Annotated in this window: 18 protein-coding genes; 12 read left to right on the top strand and 6 right to left on the bottom strand. The window is 72.3% G+C overall.

Annotated features, from left to right (window positions below; translation table 11 throughout):
- Positions 1 to 38: 38 nt before the first annotated feature.
- The 3 genes from ABT034_RS00675 to ABT034_RS00665 all read right to left on the bottom strand — a co-directional run bounded on the left by ABT034_RS00675 (position 39) and on the right by ABT034_RS00665 (position 4,353).
- The gene (locus tag ABT034_RS00675) at positions 39 to 1,721 is read right to left on the bottom strand and encodes a thiamine pyrophosphate-binding protein (protein ID WP_351209743.1); all 1,683 of its coding nucleotides are present in this window, start codon (positions 1,719 to 1,721) and stop codon (positions 39 to 41) included.
- A 105-nt stretch (positions 1,722 to 1,826) separates the two neighbouring features.
- Positions 1,827 to 2,804, bottom strand: coding sequence for an agmatinase (speB, locus tag ABT034_RS00670; RefSeq protein WP_351209741.1), 978 nt, complete (start codon positions 2,802 to 2,804; stop codon positions 1,827 to 1,829).
- A gap of 76 nt (positions 2,805 to 2,880) precedes the next feature.
- Positions 2,881 to 4,353 (bottom strand): sodium:solute symporter family protein, encoded by a 1,473-nt coding sequence (locus tag ABT034_RS00665; protein WP_351209739.1) that lies wholly within the window; start codon positions 4,351 to 4,353, stop codon positions 2,881 to 2,883.
- Between the two features lie 183 nt (positions 4,354 to 4,536).
- Between ABT034_RS00665 and ABT034_RS00660 the strand changes: the two genes are divergently transcribed.
- Positions 4,537 to 6,003 (top strand): PucR family transcriptional regulator, encoded by a 1,467-nt coding sequence (locus ABT034_RS00660; RefSeq protein ID WP_351209737.1) that lies wholly within the window; start codon positions 4,537 to 4,539, stop codon positions 6,001 to 6,003.
- Between the two features lie 9 nt (positions 6,004 to 6,012).
- On the opposite strand, the gene ABT034_RS00655 is transcribed toward ABT034_RS00660, so the two are convergent.
- Positions 6,013 to 6,618, bottom strand: a complete 606-nt coding sequence (locus tag ABT034_RS00655) for a hypothetical protein (RefSeq protein ID WP_351209735.1) — start codon at positions 6,616 to 6,618, stop codon at positions 6,013 to 6,015.
- 164 nt (positions 6,619 to 6,782) lie between these two features.
- Between ABT034_RS00655 and ABT034_RS00650 the strand changes: the two genes are divergently transcribed.
- The 4 genes from ABT034_RS00650 to ABT034_RS00635 all read left to right on the top strand — a co-directional run bounded on the left by ABT034_RS00650 (position 6,783) and on the right by ABT034_RS00635 (position 11,058).
- Positions 6,783 to 7,964: a helix-turn-helix domain-containing protein gene (locus ABT034_RS00650; RefSeq protein ID WP_351209733.1), complete on the top strand. Its 1,182-nt coding sequence runs from the start codon at positions 6,783 to 6,785 to the stop codon at positions 7,962 to 7,964.
- An 89-nt stretch (positions 7,965 to 8,053) separates the two neighbouring features.
- Positions 8,054 to 9,211: an acyl-CoA dehydrogenase family protein gene (locus ABT034_RS00645; protein WP_030552914.1), complete on the top strand. Its 1,158-nt coding sequence runs from the start codon at positions 8,054 to 8,056 to the stop codon at positions 9,209 to 9,211.
- A gap of 5 nt (positions 9,212 to 9,216) precedes the next feature.
- Complete coding sequence (locus tag ABT034_RS00640) at positions 9,217 to 10,089, top strand: acyl-CoA thioesterase (RefSeq protein ID WP_351209731.1); 873 nt, start codon at positions 9,217 to 9,219, stop codon at positions 10,087 to 10,089.
- A gap of 21 nt (positions 10,090 to 10,110) precedes the next feature.
- Entirely contained in the window at positions 10,111 to 11,058 is a 948-nt protein-coding gene (locus ABT034_RS00635; RefSeq protein WP_351209729.1) for a cation diffusion facilitator family transporter, read from the top strand.
- Between the two features lie 102 nt (positions 11,059 to 11,160).
- Here the strand turns inward: ABT034_RS00635 and ABT034_RS00630 are convergent, their stop codons facing one another.
- Positions 11,161 to 11,937, bottom strand: a complete 777-nt coding sequence (locus ABT034_RS00630) for a phosphatase (RefSeq protein WP_351209727.1) — start codon at positions 11,935 to 11,937, stop codon at positions 11,161 to 11,163.
- A 194-nt stretch (positions 11,938 to 12,131) separates the two neighbouring features.
- Here ABT034_RS00630 and ABT034_RS00625 point away from each other — a divergent pair, with 194 nt between their 5' ends.
- Positions 12,132 to 14,294: an eCIS core domain-containing protein gene (locus ABT034_RS00625; protein ID WP_351209725.1), complete on the top strand. Its 2,163-nt coding sequence runs from the start codon at positions 12,132 to 12,134 to the stop codon at positions 14,292 to 14,294.
- 26 nt (positions 14,295 to 14,320) lie between these two features.
- Here ABT034_RS00625 and ABT034_RS00620 read toward each other — a convergent pair whose 3' ends face one another.
- A complete protein-coding gene (locus ABT034_RS00620) occupies positions 14,321 to 14,920 on the bottom strand; it encodes an SACE_7040 family transcriptional regulator (protein WP_351209723.1) in 600 nt (199 codons plus the stop codon).
- Between the two features lie 87 nt (positions 14,921 to 15,007).
- Between ABT034_RS00620 and ABT034_RS00615 the strand changes: the two genes are divergently transcribed.
- From ABT034_RS00615 to ABT034_RS00590, 6 genes are all read left to right on the top strand, one after another.
- Positions 15,008 to 16,615, top strand: coding sequence for a carboxyl transferase domain-containing protein (locus tag ABT034_RS00615; protein ID WP_351209721.1), 1,608 nt, complete (start codon positions 15,008 to 15,010; stop codon positions 16,613 to 16,615).
- A 38-nt stretch (positions 16,616 to 16,653) separates the two neighbouring features.
- Positions 16,654 to 18,579: an acetyl/propionyl/methylcrotonyl-CoA carboxylase subunit alpha gene (locus ABT034_RS00610; protein ID WP_502972780.1), complete on the top strand. Its 1,926-nt coding sequence runs from the start codon at positions 16,654 to 16,656 to the stop codon at positions 18,577 to 18,579.
- The gene (locus tag ABT034_RS00605; RefSeq protein WP_351209717.1) at positions 18,576 to 19,505 is read left to right on the top strand and encodes a hydroxymethylglutaryl-CoA lyase; all 930 of its coding nucleotides are present in this window, start codon (positions 18,576 to 18,578) and stop codon (positions 19,503 to 19,505) included. Before ABT034_RS00610 ends, ABT034_RS00605 begins: the two co-directional genes overlap by 4 nt.
- A gap of 8 nt (positions 19,506 to 19,513) precedes the next feature.
- Positions 19,514 to 20,674: an acyl-CoA dehydrogenase family protein gene (locus ABT034_RS00600; protein WP_351209715.1), complete on the top strand. Its 1,161-nt coding sequence runs from the start codon at positions 19,514 to 19,516 to the stop codon at positions 20,672 to 20,674.
- Between the two features lie 95 nt (positions 20,675 to 20,769).
- Positions 20,770 to 21,618: a siderophore-interacting protein gene (locus ABT034_RS00595; RefSeq protein WP_351209713.1), complete on the top strand. Its 849-nt coding sequence runs from the start codon at positions 20,770 to 20,772 to the stop codon at positions 21,616 to 21,618.
- Between the two features lie 154 nt (positions 21,619 to 21,772).
- Positions 21,773 to 23,212 carry a pyridoxal phosphate-dependent decarboxylase family protein gene (locus tag ABT034_RS00590; RefSeq protein ID WP_351209711.1) on the top strand — a complete coding sequence of 480 codons (1,440 nt, stop codon included), beginning with the start codon at positions 21,773 to 21,775 and terminating at the stop codon, positions 23,210 to 23,212.
- Positions 23,213 to 23,219: the final 7 nt, after the last annotated feature.

Raw genomic sequence — 23,219 nt, 5'->3', positions numbered from 1 at the left:
CGCGCGGGGGCGGGAGGGTTGCGCCGGGCTCGGGCCGGTCAGAGGTGCGTCGGTTCGAACATCCTCAGGAGGGCCGGGAGGACCACGACCGACGGGCCCGGGGTTGTCAGGGCCTTCGTCAGGTCCGTCGTCAGGGTTTCCGGGGTGGTCAGGGTGGCCGGGACGCCGAAGGACTCCGACAGGGCGACGAAGTCCGGGCGGGTGAGTTCGGTGGCCGTGGCCTCGCCGAAGGCGCCCGTCATGTACTCGCGCAGGATGCCGTAGCCGCCGTCGTCGACGATCAGCCAGGTCACGTCGAGGCCGTACTGCTTCGCCGTCGCCAGCTCCGCGATCGAGTACATCGCGCCGCCGTCGCCGGAGACCGCGAGGACCGGCTGCGACGGGTCCGCCGCCGCCGCGCCGAGCGCGGCCGGGAAGCCGTAGCCGAGGCCGCCGGCGCCCTGGGCGGAGTGCATGGTGTTCGGGTGCCGGGCGTCGAAGGCCGACCACGCCCAGTACGCCAGGATCGTCATGTCCCAGAAGCTGGGGGCCCGGTCCGGGAGCGCCTCCCGTACCGCCGCGACGACCCGCTGCTCCAGGCCCAGGCCCTGCGCCGCGATCCGGTCCCTGACCTTCGTCAGGACGGCCGCGACCCGCGCGGGGGCGGTCTCGTCCCGGCGCTCCTCCACCGTCTCCAGGAGCGCCTGGAGCGCGAGGCGGGCGTCGGCGTGGATGCCGAGCGCCGGGTGGTTGGACTCCAGCTTCCCGGCGTCGGCCTCGATCTGGATCACCCGGCCGCGCGGGGCGAACGTGTGGTAGTTCGAGGACAGCTCACCGAGGCCGGAGCCGACGACGAGGAGGACGTCGGCGTCCTCGAGGAAGTCGGTGGTGTGCCGGTCCTCCAGCCACGACTGGAGCGACAGCGGGTGCTCCCACGGGAAGGCGCCCTTGCCGCCGAAGGTGGTGACGACGGGGGCGTCGACGCGCTCCGCGAGCGCGAGGAGCTTGCCGGACGCGTCGGAGCGTACGACTCCGCCGCCCGCGATGATCGCGGGGCGCTCGGCGTTCGCGAGGAGGTGGGCCGCGACCGCCGTCAGCTCGGGGCGGGGGGCGATGTCCTCGGGCGTCGCGTCCATCGCCGTGACCACGGGCAGGGTCGTCTCCGCGAGGAGCACGTCCTGCGGGATCTCGACCCAGACCGGCCCGTGGGGGGCGGTGAGCGCCGACTCCCAGGCCGCCGCGATCGCGGACGGGATCTGGGACTGCGTACGGACCGTGTGGACGGACTTCACGATGTCGCGGAAGGACGCCTGCTGGTCGCGCAGCTCGTGGAGGTAGCCGTGCCGCCCGCCGCCGAGCCCGGCCGCCGGGATCTGGCTGCCGATGGCGAGGACGGGCGCGGAGGCGGCGGCCGCCTCCTGGAGCGCGGCGAGCGACATGAGCGCGCCGGGCCCGGTGGAGAGCAGCAGCGGGGCGGCCTCGCCGGTGATCCGGCCGTACGCGTCGGCGGCGAAGCCCGCGTTGTTCTCGACGCGGAGGCCGACGTACCGGAGGGAGGAGCGGCGCAGCGCGTCGAACATGCCGAGGGCGTGCTGGCCGGGGAGGCCGAAGACGGTGGTGGCGCCGAGGCCGGTGAGGGTCTCGACGACGAGGTCGCCGCCGTTGCGGCCGGGGGGCGGGTTGAGCGCGGCGGTCGTCTGCGTGGCGGTGGGCCGGAGTACCAGGTCGTGGTCGTGGGTCATCGGGTCCCTCTGGGCTGGGCTCGGTCAGTCGGGTGCGGCCCGGTGGCCGGGGGTGTGCCCACCCGTTCCGCCCTGCGGAACGTATGCCCACACCCCCGGCTGGTCCTACTTCGCGGTGCGGCTCTCGGCGATCTGCCGGCTCATGATCGTCGTCAGTTCGTACGCGGTGTGCGAGGCCGCGACCGCCGTGATCTCCGCGTGGTCGTACGCCGGGGCCACCTCCACCACGTCCGCCGACACCAGGTTGCAGGAGGAGAGGCCGCGGAGGATCTCCAGGAGTTCGCGGGAGGTCATGCCGCCGGCCTCGGGGGTGCCGGTGCCGGGGGCGTGGGCCGGGTCGAGGCAGTCGATGTCGATGGAGATGTACAGCGGGCGGTTCCCGATGCGCTGGCGCAGCTGGTCGGCGACCTCGTCGGCGCCGCGGCGGTAGATGTCGGCCGAGGTGACGATGCCGAAGCCCATCTTCTCGTCGTCGGTGAGGTCCTGCTTGCCGTACAGCGGGCCGCGGGTGCCGACGTGGGAGAGCGCCTCGGTGTCGAGGATGCCCTCCTCGACGGCCCGGCGGAACGGGGTGCCGTGGGTGTACTCGGCGCCGAAGTACGTGTCCCAGGTGTCGAGGTGCGCGTCGAAGTGGAGCAGGGCGACGGGGCCGTGCTTCTTGGCGACGGAGCGGAGCAGCGGCAGCGCGATGGTGTGGTCGCCGCCGAGGGTCATCATGCGGGCGCCGGTGCCGAGGAGGTCGTCGGCGGCGGCCTCGATGGTCTCGACGGCCTCGTTGATGTTGAACGGGTTGGCGGCGATGTCACCGGCGTCCGCGACCTGGGCGAGGGCGAACGGCGACGCGTCCTGCGCCGGGTTGTAGGGGCGCAGCAGGCGGGAGGCCTCGCGGATGGCGTTGCCGCCGAAGCGGGCGCCGGGGCGGTAGGAGACGCCGCTGTCGAAGGGGACGCCGACCACGGCGATGTCGGCGGTGCCGACCTCGTCGAGTCGCGGCAGCCGGGCGAACGTCGCGGGACCGGCGTACCGCGGGATGCGGGACGAGTCGATCGGGCCGCGCGGAGTGTTCTGGTCGCTGCTGCTCATGGTCGGGGTCCTCCTGGGGTGTATCGGTGGGTCCGGGCGGCCGGGTCGCGGCGCCCGGAGGCTGGGGTGGCCGCCGTCAGGCGGTCACGGCCGCCTTCTCCGTGTCCGGATCGGGCTGCTGGGGGTCCTGGCCCGCGAGGCGGGCGCGCCAGTGCGCGAGCACGGCGGCGTCCGTCGGGCGGGTCGCCAGGGAAACGATCACATAGGTGGCGAGCGAAGCCAACAAACCATAGTAAACAGGCTCATTTGCCAAGATTCCGTAAGTCCACATCAGGCCGATCACGGCCAGGCCGCCGACGGTGACCGCGGCGAGCGCGCCCTGCACGGTGCCGCGGCGCCAGAGCAGCCCGCCGAGGATCGGCACGAGGAGCCCGCCGACCAGCAGGTTGTAGGCGACGGTGAGGGCCTGGACGACGTCGTTCAGGGCGATGGCGATGAGGATGACGGCGACGCCCATGATCAGGATGAAGAGGCGGTTGCCCTTCACCTCGTCGTGGTCGTCCCCGCCGTTCTTCGCGGTGAGCCCGCGCAGGCGTGACCAGATGTCGTTGTTGGCGACGGTGGCGCAGGCGATGAGCGCGCCCGAGGACGTGGACATGACGGCGGCGAGGGCGGCGGCGAGGACGAGGCCCCGGACGCCCATCGGCAGCTCGTCCTTGACGATGGTGGCGAAGGCGTCGTCGGCGCTGGGCAGCTTCGGGTAGAGCACCTTCGCCGCCGTGCCGATGACGGCTCCGGCGAGGGCGTAGACGAGGCAGTACGTGCCGGCGACCGTGCCGCCCCACTTGGCGACCTTGTCGGTCCGCGCGGTGAAGACCCGCTGCCAGATGTCCTGGCCGATGAGCATGCCGAAGGTGTAGATCAGCACGTACGTGAAGATCGTCTCGCCGCCGATGCCGAGGGGCTCGAAGTACGAGGTGGGCAGCGCGGCCTTCATCTCGGCGAAGCCGCCGGCCTTGACGACGGCGATCGGCAGCAGCAGGAGCAGCACGCCGACGGTCTTCACCACGAACTGCACCATGTCGGTGATGGTGATGGACCACATGCCGCCGAGGGTCGAGTACGCGACGACGATGGTGCCGCCGAGGATGATCGCGACGGACCGGGGCAGGTCGAAGAGGACGTCGAAGATCGTGGCGTACGCGATGGTCGAGGTGACCGCGAGCATCAGCGTGTACGCCCACATGACGACGCCGGAGATCATGCCGGCCCTGCCGCCGTAGCGCAGGTCGAGCATCTCGGAGACGGTGTAGACCTTCAGCCGGGCGATCCGCGCGGAGAAGAAGACGCTCAGGGCGAGCAGGCCGAGCCCGATGGCGAAGACCATCCAGGCGCCCGAGAGGCCGTACTTGTAGCCGAGGCCGACGCCGCCGATGGTGGAGGCGCCACCGAGCACGATGGCGGCCATGGTCCCGGAGTACATCCAGGGCCCGAGGCGGCGGCCCGCGACGAGGAACTCGCTCTTGGACTTGGCGCGGCGCATGCCCCACCAGCCCATCGCGAGCATGCCGGCCAAGTACAGGACGATCACTGTGTAGTCGACGGCCATGGGCCCTCCTTCGTTCACCTCGGTGGCGTGTCGTGCAGGGGAGTGACCAGATGTGCTGATCGCGGGGACATCCGCCCGTACCCGCGGCCTCTGGATGGCACGACAGTAGGTGGCCGGAAAGCGACGCAGAAGTGTACGTTTCCTCTACTGTCCGGGCGGGGGATGTACGAAGGATCCACAGCCATGCCTCCCGTGCCCCCGCTCACGGAGCCCGTCTCCGCCACTCCCCCCGCGCCGCCCGTTCCGCTGGCCGCGCTGCTCGCACGCCGGGACCTCGGCCTGCGGCTGCTCACGGGGCCCGAGGACGTCCCGCTGCACTGGGTCCACACCTCGGAGATGGCCGACCCCTACCCGTACCTCCTCGGCGGAGAACTGCTCATGACGGCGGGCGTGCTGCTCACCGACCCGGCGCACTACGTGGGGCGGGTGGTGGAGGCGGGGGCGGCGGCGCTCGCCTTCGGGGTGACCCCGGTGTACGACACGGTCCCGGCGGAGCTCGTCGAGGCCTGCGCACGGCACGGGCTGCCTCTGGTCGAGGTACCGCCGCGAACGCCGTTCACGGCGGTGGCGCGGGCGCTGTGGCGGCTGATGGCGGAGGCCCGGCTGCACGAGCTGCGCCGGGTGACGGAGGCGCAGCAGTCCCTGGCGACGGCCGCGGCCCGGCCCGCCCCGGTCCCGGCGGTACTCGGCGCGCTGGCCTCGCGGCTCGCGGGACGGGCGGTGCTGTTCGGCCCGGACGGTACGGAGTCGGTGGCGGCCGGCCGGGAGGTACCGGCGGAGGCGGCGCGGGCGCTGCGGGAGCTGGCGGGGGTGCTCGGGCCGCGCCCCGGCGGCCCGGCGTCGGCGAGCGGGGAGGGAGGCGGGCTCCGGCTCGCCGCGTACGCGCTCGGGGGCGGTGACGGGCTGACGCTCGGGGTGGCGACGGAGCGGCGCGGCCCCGGCGACCACACCATCGCGGGCGTCGCGGTCGTCCTGCTGTCCCTGCTCACGGCCCCGCACCGGGGCGCGGACGTGACGGTACGGGACGGGGCCCTGGTCCGGCTGCTGCTCGGCGCGCCCCCGGCGGAGGTCGCGGGCGCGCTGGGCCCGGGCCCGTGGACGGTGGTCCACGCCTCGGGCGGCGACGGCACGCCGTTCGCGGCGGCGTCACTGGCGGCGGCGCTGGGGACACCGCTGGTGGAGGCGGGGGCGGGAACGGAAGCGGGGGCGGGGGCGGGTCACGCAGCCGTACGGCTGCTCCTCCCCGCCTCCACCCCCGTCACCCCCCACGAGGGCTGGACCCTCGGGGTGAGCGCCGCCGCCGAGCCGGACGGTCTGGCCGCCGCCGACGCGCAGGCGGCGCGGGCCCTGCGCCGGGCGCAGGCGACCCGCGCCCCGCTCGTCCGCCACCGCCCCGGCGGTTTCGCGGCCCTGGTGGACCCCGCCGAGGCCGCGGCCCACGCCCGGACCCTCCTCGCCCCCCTGCCCGACCCCCTCCGGGAGACCCTGCGCACCTGGCTCTCCCTGCACGGCAGCTGGGACCGCACGGCCGTCGCCCTGGACATCCACCGCAACACCGTCCGCCAGCGCGTCACCCGCTGCGCCGCGCTCCTGGACCGGGACCTGGACGACCCGGACGTACGGATGGAGCTGTGGTTCGCGCTCGGGTGATCCCCCCGGTCAGTGGAGCTTGTTGACGGCGGTCTTCGTCGTCGTCTTGAAGGCGGTCAGCGGGGCGTCCTTGAAGTCGCCCATCTGACCCCAGCGGACGAGGGTGACGGTGCGGCCGTCGCGGCCGACGGAGAAGAGGTGGATGTCGCTGTTGCCGATCTGCGGGTCGGCGGTGTCCAGGCTGTAGACCCAGGCACCCTCCTCGACGGCGAGCTTGCCGTGGGAGGCGCTGACGGCGTGCAGACCCGGGTTCTGCCGCTCGAGCAGGGGCCCGCAGCCGGCGAGGGACTTGCGGAGGGTGTCGACCAGCTTCACGGCGTCGGCCTCGGTGCGGGCGACGGTGGTGACCTGGACGCCGTTGGTGTCGAGCTCGGTGCTGAACTCGCGGTAGCGGGTGTTCTGCGCCGGGATCTTGTACGGGGCGCAGAGGACGCCGCCGTTCTCCGGGACGCCGCTGAAGACCTGGGTGGCGGTCCACGGCGTCGAGGACGGCGGCATCTGGGAGGCGGCGAGGAAGGCGGGCTGGGCGGCGGCCTGCGCCGGGGCCGTGGCGAGGGCCGCGAGGCCCAGGGCGGCAGCGGCGGCGGTGGCGAGTGCGGTACGGAGCTTGTTCATGGTGGTGGATCCCCCGTCGGGTCGTTCGGTCAGTGCTCGACCAGCTTCGGGTCGGCGCCCGCCCGCCTGCAACGGTGACGCGCCCACCAGCCGTCCCGGAACCATTCCACCCCCGCTGACGTGCAAGGACGTGAAGGGTGGGACGCAGGGTCGAGGGGGATGGAATGCCGAAGGACGCCGCCGTCGAGGAGTTCGCGCGGAGCGTGCGCGCACTGAAGGCGCGGGACGGGAGGAGTTACGAGGCGCTGGGGCGGCGCCTGAGCGTCAGCGCGTCCACCCTCCACCGCTACTGCTCGGGCGCGACCGTCCCGGAGGAGTTCGCCGTGGTCGACCGCCTCGCCCTGCTGTGCGGGGCGGACGAGGAGGAACGGCGGACCCTGGAGGCGGTTTGGAGCCGCGCGGACCGCACCCGACGCCCTCCGGCGGCGGAGCCGGAGGCGGGGCCCGAGCCCGACGCGGGGCCGAGGCCGGCGCCGGAACCCGAGCCGGCTCCGGCGCCTGCGTCCGAGCCCGAACCCGAACCCGTGCACGCGCGCGTGCAGCTTGAACCCGTGCACGCGCGCGTGCCGGGCCTCCCGCCCGGGCGGCGGAGGCGGAGGTGGGGGTGGATGGGCCTGGTCGGTGGGGCGTTGGCGGTTGTGGGGACGGTGACGATCGGAGCCGTACTCCTGCCCGGGAAGACCCCGGAGCCGGCCGCCGAACCACCGGCGCCGCTGACGTGGACGGTCGCCTCGCACCTCTGGAAGAACGGGTGCGGGCACACCTACCTCGTGGACCGGACGCCCCCTCCCCCGCCGGAGGCGGCCGACGCGCGGAGCTGGGCGGCGGCGCAGGGGGCCGTGGACGGCGGGGAGACGCTGGTGCGGGTGTCGGTGCAGGGGAAGGGCGCGGCGGCGGTGGTGCTCCAGGCGCTGCACGTGCGGGTGGTGGAGCGGGGCGCGCCGCTGCCGTGGGCGGCGTACCGGATGGACGACGGGTGCGGCGGGGCGGTGACGCCGCGCCGTTTCGAGGTGGACCTGGACCGGCCGCGTCCGGTGGCGCGGGGGCTGGACGGGTACGACGCCTCCGGGCAGGAGGGCCGGACGCTCCCGGCGGTCTCCTTCCCGTACGCGGTCACCGCCGCCGAGCCGGAGGAGCTGCTGGTCTTCGCGGGGGCGGCGGGCTGCGACTGCCGCTGGTACCTGGAGCTGGTGTGGAGCTCCGAGGGCCGCACGGGCACCGCCCGTATCACGGACACCGGGGGGAGGCCGTTCCGTACGAGCGGGATCGCGGGGCGGCCGGTCCATGAGTACGACGCCGTCGGAGGGCGCTGGATCACAGGCGCGAGCTCTGGACAGAGGGGGTGACTGGTGGGTAACTTCGGGACATAACCCTGAGCAAGCGCTTAGCAAGCGTCAGGGCGTCGGACCAGGACAGGAACCCAAGGAGGCGGCTCGTGCGCCGTACCGTATTCAACGAGGACCACGAGGCGTTCCGGGAGACCATCCGCGCCTTCATCGAGGCCGAGGTCGTTCCCGTCTACGACGAGTGGTTCGCCGCGGGGCAGGCGCCGCGCGAGTTCTACGACAAGCTCGGCGAGCTGGGCATCTTCGGCATCAACGTCCCCGAGGAGTTCGGCGGCGCGGGCCTGGACACCCACAAGTTCGAGGCCGTCCTCTACGAGGAGACCTCGCGCGCGGGCGTCCAGTTCGGCGGTTCCGGCGTGCATGTGCTGCTCGCCCTGCCGTACATCAAGATGCTCGCCACCGGCGACCAGAAGAAGCGCTTCCTGCCGAAGTTCGTCACCGGCGAGGAGATGTGGGCCCTCGCGATGACCGAGCCGGGCACCGGCTCCGACGTCGCGGGCATGAAGACCACCGCCAAGCTCTCCGAGGACGGCACCCACTACGTCCTCAACGGCTCGAAGACCTTCATCACCGGTGGCGTCCACGCCGACCGCGTGATCGTCTGCGCCCGTACCTCCGCCCCCTCCGAGGACGACCGCCGCTTCGGCATCTCCCTCTTCGCGGTGGACACCAAGTCCGAGGGCTACTCGATCGGCCGCAAGCTGGACAAGCTGGGCCTGCGCACCTCCGACACGGCCGAGCTGGCCTTCGTCGACGTCAAGGTGCCCGTCGAGGACCTGCTGGGCGAGGAGGGCAAGGGCTTCTACTACCTCGGCCACAACCTGGCCTCCGAGCGCTGGGGCATCGCCTTCGGCGCGTACGCGCAGGCCAAGGCCGCCGTCCGGTTCGCGCAGCAGTACGTCACGGACCGCACGGTCTTCGGCAAGCCGGTCGCCTCGTTCCAGAACACCAAGTTCGAGCTGGCCGCCTGCCAGGCCGAGGTCGACGCGGCCGAGGCCGTCGCCGACCGCGCCCTCGAGGCCCTCGACGCGGGCGAGCTGTCCCCGGCCGAGGCCGCGAGCGCCAAGCTGTTCTGCACGGAGGTCGCGCACCGCGTCATCGACCGCTGCCTCCAGCTGCACGGCGGCTACGGCTACATGAACGAGTACCCGATCGCCCGCCTGTACGCCGACAACCGCGTCAACCGCATCTACGGCGGCACCAGCGAGATCATGAAGTCGATCATCGCCAAGTCGATGGGCCTCTAGTCCAGGTGCCCGACGCGCACGACCCCCTCGATGCCCTGCTCGATCTGCTCGACCTGGAGCGGATCGAGCGGGACATCTTCCGGGGTGAGTCCCGCTCCGCGCTCGTCCCCCGCGTCTTCGGCGGCCAGGTGGCCGCCCAGGCGCTGGTGGCGGCCGGCAGGACCGTGCCCGAGGACCGTCTCGCGCACTCGCTCCACGCGTACTTCCTGCGGGCCGGGGACCCGGGCGCGCCGATCGTCTACACGGTCGACCGCATCCGCGACGGACGCTCCTTCACCACCCGCCGGGTCGTCGCCGTCCAGCACGGGCAGCCGATCTTCCACCTCTCCGCCTCCTTCCAGGCGTACGAGGAGGGGCTCGACCACCAGTCGGATATGCCGGCCGCGCCCGACCCGGAGTCGCTGCCCACACCCGCCGAGATGCTCCCCCGCCACCTCCCCCGCGAGGTCGCGGACCGGCTGATCGAGGCCCGGGCCGCGGTGGACCTGCGGTACGTCGACGTACCGCCCTGGGGCTCGGTCGGGCAGCCGCGCGAACCGCGCTCCCAGGTCTGGTTCCGCACCAACGGCAAACTGGCCGACGACCCCCTGCTGCACGTCGTCCTCGCCACGTACGTCTCCGACATGACGCTGCTCGACTCCGTCCTGCTCGCGCACGGGCGGGGCGGCTGGGCCCTCGGGGACGTGGTCGGGGCCTCCCTCGACCACGCGATGTGGTTCCACCGGCCGTTCCGGGCCGACGAATGGCTCCTGTACGACCAGGAGTCGCCGTCCTCCTCCGCCGGGCGCGGGCTCGGCCAGGCCAGGATCTGGACACGGGACGGAAAGCTCGCGATCTCCGTCATCCAGGAGGGTGTCGTTCGCGTTCCCCGTTCCTGACCGGACATACCGTCCGATGTCATGACCAAGGACTCGGGGAACGGCGAAAGCACCTTCACCGTGATCGTGGCGGCGGCGGCGAACCTGGGGATCGCCGCCGCCAAAGCCGTCGCGGGCGTCGTCAGCGGATCGAGCGCCATGCTGTCGGAGGCGGCGCACTCGCTCGCCGACACGGTCACCGAGGCCATGCTGCTCACCGCGCTCAAGCGGAGCGGGAAGCCGGCCGACGAGGACCATCCGATGGGCCACGCCGGGGAACTGTACGTCTGGGCGATGCTGGCGGCCGTCGCCACGTTCGTCGGCGGCGCGGTCTTCTCCGTGTACGACGGCATCCACACCCTCACCCACGGCGAGGAACTCGGCGACCCGCTCATCTCGTACGTGGTCCTCGGCATCGCCTTCGTCCTGGAGAGCTTCTCCCTGCGGACCGGGATCCGGCAGGTCAAGGCCGAGGCGCAGCGGCTGAAGGCCCCCTTCGCGGAGTACCTGCGGCTGACCCCCGACACCACCGTCAAGGCGGTCGTCCTGGAGGACTCCGCCGCCCTCGCCGGACTCGTGCTCGCGGCGGGCGGCCTCCTCGGCGGCCAGATCACCGGCTCCGGCGTCTGGGACGGCGTCGCGTCGATCCTCATCGGCGTACTGCTCGTGTACGTGGCCTGGGTACTCGGCCGCTCCAACGCCCGACTCCTCATCGGCCGGCCGCTCCCGCGCGAGATGCGGGACGCGGTCCGCGCGGAGCTGCTCTCCGTCCCGCACGTCGTGTCCGTACTCGACCTGACGACGCTGATCCAGGGGCCGGGGGAGGTCCTGGTCGCGGCGAAGGTCGACTTCAGGGACGTGGTGTCGGCGGGGGAGGTGGAACGGTCCTGCGAGCAGGCGGAGACCCGCCTCCGCACCCGCTTCCCCGCGATCCACCGCGTCTACCTGGACCCGACCCCGGGCCCCCCGGGACGGAGCGCGAGGGGGTAAGGCCCCCAGCCACCCCCGTCGTGGGCTGCGCCCACCCCCGTTGTGGGCATTCGTTCCGCTGGGGCGGAACAGGTGGGCACAACCCGGGTCCAACCGGGCGCCTCAGGCCGACAGCCCCGCCGCGTTCAGCGTGTACGCCGTCAGGGGCTCGTAGTAGCGCGGGTCCAGGACGTGGTCGTCCAGGGGGATCGTCACCTGCATCGTCCCCTCCGCCTCACCGATGAAGAGCGCGGGATCGTTGCAGTCCGCGTAACCCACCGAGTCGATCCCCCGCTGCCCCGCCCGCCCCGCCCACCCGTGGTCCGCGATCACCAGGTCCGGCCGCCCGTCCTCCCCGAGCGCGTCGAGGATCGCGTTCATCGGCTCCGGGGAGTGGGTGTGCCAGAGACTGGCGCCCCGCTCGAAGACGGCGACGTCGGCGAACTGCACCACGTACCCCTCGTCGGCGACGAGCCCACCGGGGATACGGACGATGTCGCAGCCCTGGGCCCGCAGCGCGGCGGCGACCCGGCTGTGGACGTCGATCAGCGCACCGGGGTGACCGGTCGCGAAGAGGACGCGTTCCTTGCCGGCGGCGGCCTTGCGGAGGCGGGCCGCCATCCGGTCGAGGCCGTCGACGGTGAGTTCGGGGTCGATGGTGTCCTGGCCGATCCGGTGGGCCGGGTCGTCGATGACCCCGCAGCGCTCGGCCATCACGGCGAGCACGTCCTGCTCGTCGGTCCAGCGGTCACCGAGCTCGATGCCGAGCCAGTAGTGCCGGTCGCCGTTGGCGAGCTTGCGGTAGTGGGAGAGGTTGTTGTCGCGCGGGGTGGCGACGTCTCCCGCGATCCGGGTACGGACGAGGTGCTCGACAAGGGCGGCGCGGCTGAGTATCGGCATGGGGCTCATTCTGTCCGAGCACCGGGCGGCGAGGGCAACCGGTTCCGCACCGTGGACCTCCGAGTCCCCCGACACGGTCGGGACATCCTCACTGCCCGTCCGGTCAGACCGGTCTGCCCTTCGGTGCCTGGCATCGCGCGCCCCCCTCCGCGTATCCAGGGGGAGCCTGTATCTCCGTGCCGAAAGAGGCTTCCTTGCGCAGCAACGAGAACTCCGAGCCGACCAGGGCCGGCGGCAGTCGCCCGCCGGAGCGCACTCCGGCGGGTGAAGCGCGGACGGGGCTTCAGCGCGTCCTCGCGCTCCAGGGCATCGCCGGGAACGCCGCGGTCGTCCAGATGCTCCGCCGGGCGGGGCACTCATGGGCACAGGGGCCGGAGCCGGAGCAGCATCGGCACGGGGCCGGCTGCGGCCATCAGCCGGAACAGCCCTCGGTGCAGCGCTCCTCGGTCCACGACGTCCTGCGCTCCCCGGGCCGCCCCCTCGACGACGCCACGCGCACGGACATGGAAGCGCGTCTCGGTGCGGACTTCTCCGACGTCCGCGTCCACGACGACAGCGCCGCCCGCGCCTCCGCCGCGGAGGTCGGGGCACGCGCCTACACCTCGGGCGGCCATGTCGTCATCGGCGAGGGCGGCGGCGACCCGCACACGCTCGCCCACGAGTTGACGCACGTCATCCAGCAGCGCCAGGGCCCCGTCGCGGGGACCGACGACGGCTCGGGCCTGAGCGTGAGCGACCCCTCCGACCGGTTCGAACGCGAGGCGGAGGCCAACGCGGTACGGGTCATGAGGGCCACCGGACCCCAGCTCGCCGCCGAGCCGGCGACGACGGACACGGCCGCGCCCACGCCCCCCGGCGGCGCCGTCCAGCGCATGTGGAACGGCAACTTCGGCGGCGGATTCGGCGGCGGATTCGTCGGGGACGAGGATCTCTCCATGGGGACCCAGCAGTCCTCCTTCGGCGACCAGTCGAGCCAGGGGACCGCCTACGGGAGTCAGGCCACCCTCGGGAGCCAGTTCTCCCAGCAGAGCGCGTCCTTCCCCTCCCTCGATCTGTTCAACGTGAACTGGTCCCAGCACCAGCTGAGTCGGCCCCGCGCGGGGGCGGACCTGCGCCAGGCACAGGCCGACGCCATGCTGGAACTCGACACCTTGATCATTCCCGCCGTGCACGAGGGCGCACAGCCGTCCGTGCCCGACGGTGCGGCCCATCCGGCCGCCAACGTCGGCAACGTGGAAACGATCACCGTGTACCGCGACGCGGGCTGGGTTCCTCCGCAGACGTCCACACGCGGCGGCTCCCTGCAGACCCACTACGTCGCCACCTACCACTCCGCCTACTTCAACTACAGGATCTCCCTCACCAATGACGCGACGTCGGCGACGCACGTCAACCCGGACAGGCTCTTCCAGGTCCTCACCCAGACCCCCCGGTCGAACGGACGCGGTTCGCAGGGGAGGACGTACATGTTCGAGCACCGGTGGGCCCCCAATCCGAGCTTCCTCGCGGCACCTGGTCAGGGCGCCGCGGAGACGGCCGCGTTCTTCGGGCTGGACCCGGGCCTGCGGCTCTCCCCGGCGGACACCGGCTTCGTCCCGCTCCCCACGGACCCCTCGCTCCCCTTCGTCTTCTTCGTCGAAGCGGACAGGTCCGACAGCCGGTTCCTGAACGACAAGCGGGAGTTCCTGTCGGCGGACGCATTCGACACCGAGTACGACACGGCGAGCTTGACCGACACACGCGAGCAGCGGCGCATATCGCAGCCGCCCATCCACGACCGGCGCACGGCAGGGCGGAGCACCGCCCAGGCCATGGGGGGAACCCAGGCACACGAGTGGGTCGACGCCGGGGGCTCCGAGGGGGGAGCGCCGGGCGTCCTGGCCAAGTACGAGTGGTGCCACCTGATCGGTGACGGCGACAGCGGGCCGAACATCCCGGAGAACCTCGTGATCGGCACGAATGCCGTGAACACCGAACAGCTCGCGATGGAGATCGGTCTGCGCCGCTACGTACGTCAGTTGGCCACGAGGGGCTACGGCATCGAACTACGGGTGAAGGCGACCATGGTGGACGCCCCGGAGCAACTGAACCCCCCTGCCCATGCACCCAGGATATTGGACGGCGCACCGTTGATGGCGGACTGGATCAGCTACGAGATCACCGTCGTGGGCCCGGGCCTGCGCCACCCCATACACCGGCAGATCATGGACGCGGCGCGCGGAACGATCACGGAGTCCGAGTTCGTCTTCCTCCAGACGGCCGTGGAGCAGCGCATCCGGGCGTTCATCCAGACGGCGTTCGGGGCGCCCGCCAGGGGAGAGGACGAGGCCGCCGTCGGCGCCGACGTCGAGCTCTGAGCGGAGTTCCCGGCCCCGGCGCCCGGCTACCCGAGCGCCCCGAACGCCCCGTGGGCGAGCCGCCGCAGAAGCTCTTCCATCGGGCCCCGGCCGAGCGCGGCCAGGTGCGGGGTGGAGTTGAGGAGCCCGAAGACGGCGTGGACGGCGGTCCGGGACTCCGACTCGCCGGCGTCGGGGTGGAGCTCGCGCACCACCGAGACCCACAGCTCGACGTACTGCCGCTGGAGCTGCCGGACCCGCTTGCGGTCCTCGTCCTTGAGCCGGTCGAGCTCCCGGTCGTGCAGGGTGATCAGCGGCCGGTCGTCGAGGGCGAAGTCGATGTGCCCGTCGATGAGGGAGCCGAGCAGCGCCTCGGGGTCGCCGCCGGTCGCCCCGGCCCGCAGCCGCCCGCCGTCGAGGAGCCGCTCACTGATGCCGACGAGCAGCTCGGCGAGCATCGCGTCCTTGCCGGGGAAGTGCCGGTAGAGACCGGGACCGCTGATCCCGACGGCGGCCCCTATCTCGTCGACGCCCACGCCATGGAAACCGCGCTCGGCGAAGAGGCGGGCGGCCTCCTTGAGGATCTGCTCGCGCCGCGTCGGAGCGTCGGTCCTGCCGGTGGCGGTGGGGGTCGTGGTCGTGGCCATGTATTCGATTCTAGACAACCCCGTTAGCGGTCGTTAACCTGAGCGACATACGTTAACGCTCATTAACCGAGCAAGGGAGCTCGAGGGATGCAGCAGGCACCTGTGCTGACGAGTGCGGCGGATCCCGCGTCGCCGGCCTGGCAGGCGAACGAGGCGGCGCATCACGAGCTGGCCGCGACCCTGCGCGCCAAGCTCGCGGCGGCCGCGCTGGGCGGGGGTGAGAAGTCCCGGGCCCGGCACACCGCGCGCGGCAAGCTGCTGCCCCGGGACCGGGTGGACACCCTGCTCGATCCGGGTTCGCCCTTCCTGGAGCTGGCCCCGCTCGCGGCGCACGGGATGTACGGCGACCAGGCTCCGGCGGCCGGGGTGATCGCGGGCATCGGCCGGGTCAGCGGGCGCGAGTGCGTGATCGTCGCGAACGACGCGACCGTCAAGGGCGGCACGTACTACCCGATGACGGTGAAGAAGCACCTGCGTGCCCAGGAGGTGGCGCTGGAGAACCGTCTCCCCTGCCTCTACCTGGTCGACTCGGGCGGCGCCTTCCTGCCCATGCAGGACGAGGTCTTCCCCGACCGGGAGCACTTCGGCCGGATCTTCTACAACCAGGCCCGGATGTCCGGCGCGGGCATCCCGCAGATCGCGGCGGTCCTCGGCTCCTGCACGGCGGGCGGCGCGTACGTCCCGGCGATGAGCGACGAGGCCGTGATCGTACGGAACCAGGGCACGATCTTCCTGGGCGGTCCGCCGCTCGTGAAGGCCGCGACCGGTGAGGTCGTCACGGCCGAGGAGCTGGGCGGCGGCGAGGTCCACTCCCGGATCTCCGGCGTCACCGACCACCTGGCCGAGGACGACGCCCACGCCCTGCGGATCGTGCGGAACATCGTCGCCACGCTCCCGGAGCGCGGCCCGCTGCCGTGGTCGGTGGAGCCGGTCGAGGAGCCGAAGGTCGACCCGTACGGGCTCTACGGCGCGGTGCCGGTGGACTCCCGCACCCCCTACGACGTCCGCGAGGTCATCGCCCGGGTCGTGGACGGCTCCCGGTTCCAGGAGTTCAAGTCCGAGTACGGGCAGACGCTGATCACCGGCTTCGCCCGGATCCACGGGCACCCGGTCGGGATCGTCGCCAACAACGGCATCCTGTTCGCGGAGTCCGCGCAGAAGGGCGCGCACTTCATCGAGCTGTGCGACCAGCGCGGGATCCCGCTGGTCTTCCTGCAGAACATCACCGGCTTCATGGTCGGCAAGGCGTACGAGCACGGTGGCATCGCCAAGCACGGCGCGAAGATGGTGACGGCCGTGGCCACCACCCGGGTGCCGAAGCTGACGGTGGTCGTCGGCGGCTCGTACGGCGCGGGCAACTACTCGATGTGCGGCCGGGCGTACTCCCCCCGCTTCCTGTGGATGTGGCCCAACGCCAAGATCTCCGTCATGGGCGGCGAGCAGGCCGCTTCGGTCCTCGCGACCGTCAAGCGCGACCAGCTCGGTGACGGCTGGAGCGCGGAGGAGGAAGAGGCCTTCAAGGCCCCGATCCGCGAGCAGTACGAGACCCAGGGCAGCGCCTACTACGCGACCGCCCGGCTCTGGGACGACGGGGTCATCGACCCGCTGGAGACCCGGCAGGTCCTCGGCCTCGCCCTGACCGCCTGTGCCAACGCGCCCCTGGGTGACCCCCAGTTCGGCGTCTTCCGGATGTGAGGGGCTCCCAGGAGATGCGCAGCTTGATCCAGCACAGCATGTTCGACACCGTCCTCGTGGCCAACCGGGGCGAGATCGCCGTCCGCGTCATCCGCACGCTGCGGGAGATGGGCGTGCGCTCGGTGGCCGTGTACAGCGACGCGGACGCCGACGCCCGGCACGTACGGGAGGCGGACACGGCGGTACGGATCGGTCCGCCGCCGGCCGCCGAGTCGTATCTGTCGGTCCCGGCGCTGCTCGACGCGGCCCGGCGTACGGGTGCGCAGGCAGTCCACCCCGGTTACGGGTTCCTCGCGGAGAACGCCGGGTTCGCGCAGGCGTGCGCGGACGCGGGTCTGGTCTTCATCGGTCCTCCGGCCGCCGCGATCTCCCTGATGGGCGACAAGATCCGGGCGAAGGCGACCGTGAAGGCGGCGGGCGTGCCCGTCGTCCCCGGCGCCGCCGATCCCGAACTGGCCGAGGCGGCCAGGGAGCTGGGCGCGCCCGTGCTGCTCAAGCCCTCCGCCGGTGGCGGCGGCAAGGGCATGCGGCTCGTCCGGGACCTGTCGGTCCTGGAGGACGAGATCGCGGCGGCCCGCCGTGAGGCCCGTTCCTCGTTCGGTGACGACACGCTGCTGGTGGAGCGGTGGATCGACCGCCCCCGGCACATCGAGATCCAGGTCCTCGCGGACACCCACGGGAACGTGATCCATCTGGGCGAGCGCGAGTGTTCGCTCCAGCGGCGCCACCAGAAGATCATCGAGGAGGCGCCGAGCGTCCTGCTGACCCCGGAGATCCGGGCGGCGATGGGCGCGGCGGCGGTGGAGGCGGCGCGGTCCTGCGGGTACGTGGGCGCGGGCACGGTCGAGTTCATCGTGCCGGGCGGCGATCCGGCCTCGTACTACTTCATGGAGATGAACACCCGGCTCCAGGTCGAACACCCGGTGACCGAGCTGATCACCGGGGTGGACCTGGTGGAGTGGCAGCTGCGGGTGGCGGCGGGCGAGCCGCTGCCGTTCGGGCAGGACGACATCCGTCTGGACGGCTGGGCGATCGAGGCCCGGCTGTGCGCGGAGGACCCCTCCCGGGGCTTCCTGCCGTCGGGCGGTACGGTCCTGGCGCTGCGGGAGCCGGAGGGGGACGGGGTCCGTACGGACTCGGGCCTGAGCGAGGGCACGGAGGTCGGCAGCCTGTACGACCCGATGCTGTCGAAGGTCATCGTCCACGCGAAGGACCGCCCCACGGCCCTCCGCAAGCTGCGCGCGGCCCTCGCGGACACGGTCACCCTGGGCGTCCCGACGAACGCGGGCTTCCTGCGCAGGCTGCTCGCCCACCCGGACGTCGTCTCGGGCGCCCTGGACACGGGTCTGGTGGAGCGGGACGCGGAGAGCCTGGTCCCGGAGGGCGTACCGGAGGAGGTGTACGCGGCGGCGGCGGCCGTACGGCTCGCGGGGCTCGCCCCGGTGGCGCGGGAGGGTTGGGCCGACCCGTTCTCGGCGCCGAGCGGCTGGCGCCTGGGCGGCCGTCCGGCTCCGCTCCCCTTCCCCCTACGGGTCTCGGGGCACGAACCCGTCCTGGTCGAGGCGCCGGGCGGCGCCCGGGTCGCGGACTCCACGGTGACGGTCATCGTGGACGGCCTCACCCATCACTTCCACCGCAGCGGCAACTGGCTCGGCCGTGACGGCGACTCCTGGCACGTGCTTGACCACGACCCGGTCGAGGCCGCGCTCTCCGGGGCCCGGCACGGTGGGGCGGACACACTCGCCGCGCCGATGCCCGGGACGGTGACCGTCGTGAAGGTGGCGGTCGGGGACGAGGTAGAGGCCGGGCAGAGTCTGCTGGTCGTCGAGGCGATGAAGATGGAGCACGTCATCTCCGCCCCGCACGCCGGCACCGTCACCGAGCTGGACGTCACGCCCGGTTCGACCGTCGCCATGGACCAGGTCCTGGCCGTGGTGGCCCCCCGCGAGGAGGACACGGAATGAGCCTGCCCATGACCGTCCCCGACCCCGCGCTCCCGAAGAAGGTCCGGATCCACGAGGTCGGCGCCCGGGACGGGCTGCAGAACGAGAAGGCGGCCGTCCCGACCGAGGTGAAGGCGCAGTTCATCCGGCGGCTCGCCGCCGCCGGGCTCTCCACCGTCGAGGCGACCAGCTTCGTGCACCCGAAGTGGGTGCCGCAGCTGGCGGACGCGGAGGACCTGTTCCCGCTCGTCCGCGACCTGCCCGTCCGCCTGCCGGCGCTCGTGCCGAACGAGCGCGGTCTCGACCGGGCGCTCGCGCTCGGCGTCCGGGAGATCGCCGTCTTCGCCTCCGCCACCGAGTCCTTCGCGAAGGCCAACCTCAACCGGACCGTCGACGAGGCCCTCGCGCTGTTCGCCCCGACGGTCACCCGCGCCATAGAGGCGGGCCTGAAGGTGCGCGGCTATCTGTCGATGTGCTTCGGCGACCCCTGGGAGGGCGCCGTCCCGATCGAGCAGGTCGTCCGGGTCACCAAGGCGCTCGCCGACATGGGCTGCGACGAGCTGAGCCTCGGCGACACCATCGGGGTCGCCACCCCGGGGCACGTCGCCCGGCTGCTCCAGGAGCTGAACGAGGCCGGGGTCCCCACCTCCCGTATCGCCGTGCACTTCCACGACACCTACGGCCAGGCCCTCTCCAACACCCTGGCCGCCCTGCGCCACGGGGTGACCACCGTCGACGCCTCCGCCGGCGGCCTCGGCGGCTGCCCGTACGCGAAGAGCGCGACCGGCAATCTCGCCACCGAGGACCTCGTGTGGATGCTCGACGGTCTCGGCATCGAGACCGGCGTCGATCTGGCCGCCCTCACCGCCACAAGCGTGTGGATGGCCGACCAACTGGGCCGCCCCAGCCCTTCCCGTACCGTCCGCGCCCTCTCCCACAAGGAGTGACGTCACCCATGTCCCTCGACCACCGGCTCTCCGCAGAGCACCAGGAACTCCGCCGCACTGTCGAGGCGTTCGCGCACGACGTCGTGGCGCCGAAGATCGGCGACTTCTACGAGCGGCACGAGTTCCCGTACGAGATCGTCCGCGAGATGGGCCGTATGGGCCTGTTCGGGCTGCCGTTCCCCGAGGAGTACGGGGGCATGGGCGGCGACTACCTGGCGCTCGGGATCGCCCTGGAGGAGCTGGCCCGGGTCGACTCCTCCGTCGCGATCACCCTGGAGGCGGGGGTCTCGCTCGGCGCGATGCCGCTCCACCTCTTCGGTACGGAGGAGCAGAAGCGGGAGTGGCTGCCGAGGCTGTGCGCCGGCGAGATGCTGGGGGCGTTCGGTCTTACGGAGCCGGGCGCGGGTTCGGACGCGGGTGGGACCCGTACGACCGCCGTCCGCGACGGCGACGAGTGGGTCGTCAACGGTTCGAAGTGCTTCATCACCAACTCCGGTACGGACATCACGGGTCTGGTGACGGTCACGGCGGTCACCGGCCGCAAGCCGGACGGCCGTCCGCAGATCTCCTCGATCATCGTGCCGTCCGGGACTCCCGGCTTCACGGTCGCCGCCCCCTACTCGAAGGTCGGCTGGAACGCCTCGGACACCCGTGAGCTGTCCTTCGCCGACGTCCGGGTCCCGGTGGGGAACCTGCTCGGCGAGGAGGGGCGCGGGTACGCGCAGTTCCTGCGGATCCTGGACGAGGGCCGGGTCGCGATCGCGGCGCTCGCGACGGGGCTCGCGCAGGGCTGTGTCGACGAGTCGGTGAAGTACGCGAAGGAACGTCACGCCTTCGGCCGGCCGATCGGGGACAACCAGGCCATCCAGTTCAAGATCGCCGACATGGAGACGCGGGCGCACATGGCGCGGATCGGCTGGCGGGACGCGGCCTCGCGCCTGGTCCTGGGCGAGCCGTTCAAGAAGGAGGCGGCGATCGCGAAGCTGTACTCCTCCACGGTGGCCGTGGACAACGCGCGTGAGGCGACGCAGATCCACGGCGGCTACGGCTTCATGAACGAGTACCCGGTGGCCCGGATGTGGCGCGACTCGAAGATCCTGGAGATCGGCGAGGGCACGAGCGAGGTCCAGCGGATGCTGATCGCACGGGAGTTGGGCCTCCAGGCCTGAGCCGACCGGTCCGGTGAGGAGGGCCCGCCGCCCCGAGGGGTGGCGGGCCCTCCCCCCTTACAGATCGTTATGAGGTTAGGCTAACCTATGTTTCCATGACGCACTCCGAGACCGCCCCCTTCCAGTTCTTCCGCCTCCAGGTCGACCGGACCCGGCGCCTCGGCCCGTCCCTGGTCCGGGTCACCTTCACCGGGGACGACCTGAAGAACTTCGCCGCCGGCGGCCGCGACCAGTCGCTCTCCCTCTTCCTGCCGCACCCCGGCCAGGACGCGCCCGCCCTGCCCCCGCTGGACAACCCGGACATGTACGCGATCCTGGGCGCCTGGCGCGCGATGCCCGACGACGAGCGGGCCGTCATGCGCTCGTACACCGTCCGCGAGCAGCGCACCGAGCCGGCGGAGGTCGACATCGACTTCGCGATCCACGAGGACGGCGGCCCCGCCTGCCGCTGGGCCGGGCGCGCCGAGCCCGGTGACCAGGTGGTCGTCCTCGGCCCCGCGGTCGCCGAGAACACCGGCGTCCGCTTCCAGTTGCCCAAGGACGCCGACTCCGTCCTGATCTGGGCGGACGAGACGGCCCTCCCGGCCGCCTCCGCGATCCTGGAGTGGCTGCCGGCCGGGACCCGCGCCCAGGTGTTCCTGGAAGTCCCGTACTCGGGCGACCGGATGGACCTCCCGACGCAGGCCGACGCGAGCGTCACCTGGCTCGTACGGGAGGAGGGGGCGCCGTCCGCCGTGGACGCGGTGCGCGCCGCCGAGCTGCCCGGGGAGGCTCCGTACGTCTGGATCGCGGGCGAGTCCGGCGCGGTGAAGGCGCTGCGACGGCACTTCGTGCGGGAGCGCGGTCTCGACCGGCGCCGGGTGACGTTCGTCGGCTACTGGCGCAAGGGTCTCTCCGAGGACGCGCTGCGCGACGTCCCGGACGAGACGCAGGAAGACGCGTAGGCGTCCCCCTACGTTTTCCCGGCCATCGTTCAACTCCCGTTCACCGAGCGTGACCTGAGAGGGGCGAGGGGACGTTGCGATGCGTTATTAGGTTAGGCTAACCTAATAACGCATCGCCCCCCTCGCCCCTCACCGCTGTCCGGAGGCCCCCCACATGCGCTCCCACCTGCTCAATGACGCCACGGCGGAGAGCTACCGCCGCTCCGTCACCGAAGGGGTCGAGCGCGTGGCGGCCAAACTCGCCTCGACGCGGGGCCCGTTCACCGGTGTGACGCCCGCCGAGCTCGGCCCCGTCATCGACGCCGTCGACCTCGACCGGCCGCTCGGCGACTCCTCCGCCGCCCTCGACGAGCTGGAGAGCGTCTACCTCCGCGACGCCGTCTACTTCCACCACCCCCGCTACCTGGGCCACCTCAACTGCCCGGTGGTCATCCCCGCCGTCCTCGGCGAGGCCGTCCTCTCGGCGGTCAACTCCTCGCTCGACACCTGGGACCAGAGCGCGGGCGGCACCCTCATCGAGCGCAAGCTCGTCGACTGGACCACCGGCCGCATCGGCCTCGGCCCGGCCGCCGACGGCGTGTTCACCAGCGGTGGTACGCAGTCCAACCTCCAGGCCCTGCTCCTCGCCCGCGAGGAGGCCAAGACGGACGACCTCTCCAGGCTCCGGATCTTCTCCTCCGAGTGCAGCCACTTCAGCGTCCAGAAGTCGGCCACCCTCCTCGGCCTCGGGAACGACGCCGTCGTCTCCATCCCGGTCGACCGGAACAAGCGGATGCAGTCCGTCGTCCTCGCCGCCGAGCTGGAGGCCTGCCGCGCCGAGGGCCTCGTCCCGATGGCGATCGTCGCCACCGCCGGCACCACCGACTTCGGCTCCATCGACCCGCTGCCCGAGATCGCCGCCCTGGCCGACGAGTACGGCGCCTGGATGCACGTGGACGCCGCCTACGGCTGCGGCCTGCTCGCCTCGCCGACCCGCCGCCACCTCCTGGACGGCATCGAGCGGGCCGACTCGGTCACCGTCGACTTCCACAAGTCCTTCTTCCAGCCGGTGAGTTCCTCCGCGGTCCTGGTCCGCGACGGCGCCACCCTGCGCCACGCGACCTACCACGCCGACTACCTGAACCCGCTGCGCACGGTTGCCGAGCTGATACCCAACCAGGTCGACAAGTCGCTCCAGACCACCCGCCGCTTCGACGCGCTGAAGCTCTGGATGACCCTGCGCGTGATGGGCGCCGACGGTGTCGGCCAGCTCTTCGACGAGGTCTGCGACCTGGCCGGCGAGGGCTTCGCGATGCTCGCCGCCGACCCGCGCTACGACGTCGTGGTCGAGCCGCAGCTCTCCACCCTCGTCTACCGCTACATCCCGGAGGCCGTCACCTCCCCCGAGGACATCGACCGGGCCAACCTGCACGCCCGCAAGGCCCTGTTCGCCTCGGGCGAGGCCGTCGTCGCCGGGACCAAGGTCGACGGCCGCCAGTACCTCAAGTTCACCTTGCTCAACCCCGAGACGACCACGGCCGACATCGCCGCCGTCCTCGATCTGATCGCCGGCCACGCCGAGCAGTACCTGGGAGAGAACCTTGTCCACGCCTGAGACGCCT

The sequence above is a fragment of the Streptomyces sp. NPDC002773 genome, from assembly GCF_040295605.1.
In the GTDB taxonomy this organism is placed as follows: domain Bacteria; phylum Actinomycetota; class Actinomycetes; order Streptomycetales; family Streptomycetaceae; genus Streptomyces.
The sequence above is the reverse complement of the archived record's forward strand: the minus strand, read 5'-3'. Positions and strand labels throughout refer to the sequence as shown.

Coding starts and splice junctions, on each gene's coding strand:
- ABT034_RS00675 (WP_351209743.1), bottom strand. CDS start 1,721: ATGACCCACGACCACGACCTGGTACTCCGGCCCACCGCCACGCAGACG.
- speB (WP_351209741.1), bottom strand. CDS start 2,804: ATGAGCAGCAGCGACCAGAACACTCCGCGCGGCCCGATCGACTCGTCC.
- ABT034_RS00665 (WP_351209739.1), bottom strand. CDS start 4,353: ATGGCCGTCGACTACACAGTGATCGTCCTGTACTTGGCCGGCATGCTC.
- ABT034_RS00660 (WP_351209737.1), top strand. CDS start 4,537: ATGCCTCCCGTGCCCCCGCTCACGGAGCCCGTCTCCGCCACTCCCCCC.
- ABT034_RS00655 (WP_351209735.1), bottom strand. CDS start 6,618: ATGAACAAGCTCCGTACCGCACTCGCCACCGCCGCCGCTGCCGCCCTG.
- ABT034_RS00650 (WP_351209733.1), top strand. CDS start 6,783: ATGCCGAAGGACGCCGCCGTCGAGGAGTTCGCGCGGAGCGTGCGCGCA.
- ABT034_RS00635 (WP_351209729.1), top strand. CDS start 10,111: ATGACCAAGGACTCGGGGAACGGCGAAAGCACCTTCACCGTGATCGTG.
- ABT034_RS00630 (WP_351209727.1), bottom strand. CDS start 11,937: ATGCCGATACTCAGCCGCGCCGCCCTTGTCGAGCACCTCGTCCGTACC.
- ABT034_RS00620 (WP_351209723.1), bottom strand. CDS start 14,920: ATGGCCACGACCACGACCCCCACCGCCACCGGCAGGACCGACGCTCCG.
- ABT034_RS00615 (WP_351209721.1), top strand. CDS start 15,008: ATGCAGCAGGCACCTGTGCTGACGAGTGCGGCGGATCCCGCGTCGCCG.
- ABT034_RS00610 (WP_502972780.1), top strand. CDS start 16,654: ATGTTCGACACCGTCCTCGTGGCCAACCGGGGCGAGATCGCCGTCCGC.
- ABT034_RS00605 (WP_351209717.1), top strand. CDS start 18,576: ATGAGCCTGCCCATGACCGTCCCCGACCCCGCGCTCCCGAAGAAGGTC.
- ABT034_RS00600 (WP_351209715.1), top strand. CDS start 19,514: ATGTCCCTCGACCACCGGCTCTCCGCAGAGCACCAGGAACTCCGCCGC.
- ABT034_RS00595 (WP_351209713.1), top strand. CDS start 20,770: ATGACGCACTCCGAGACCGCCCCCTTCCAGTTCTTCCGCCTCCAGGTC.
- ABT034_RS00590 (WP_351209711.1), top strand. CDS start 21,773: ATGCGCTCCCACCTGCTCAATGACGCCACGGCGGAGAGCTACCGCCGC.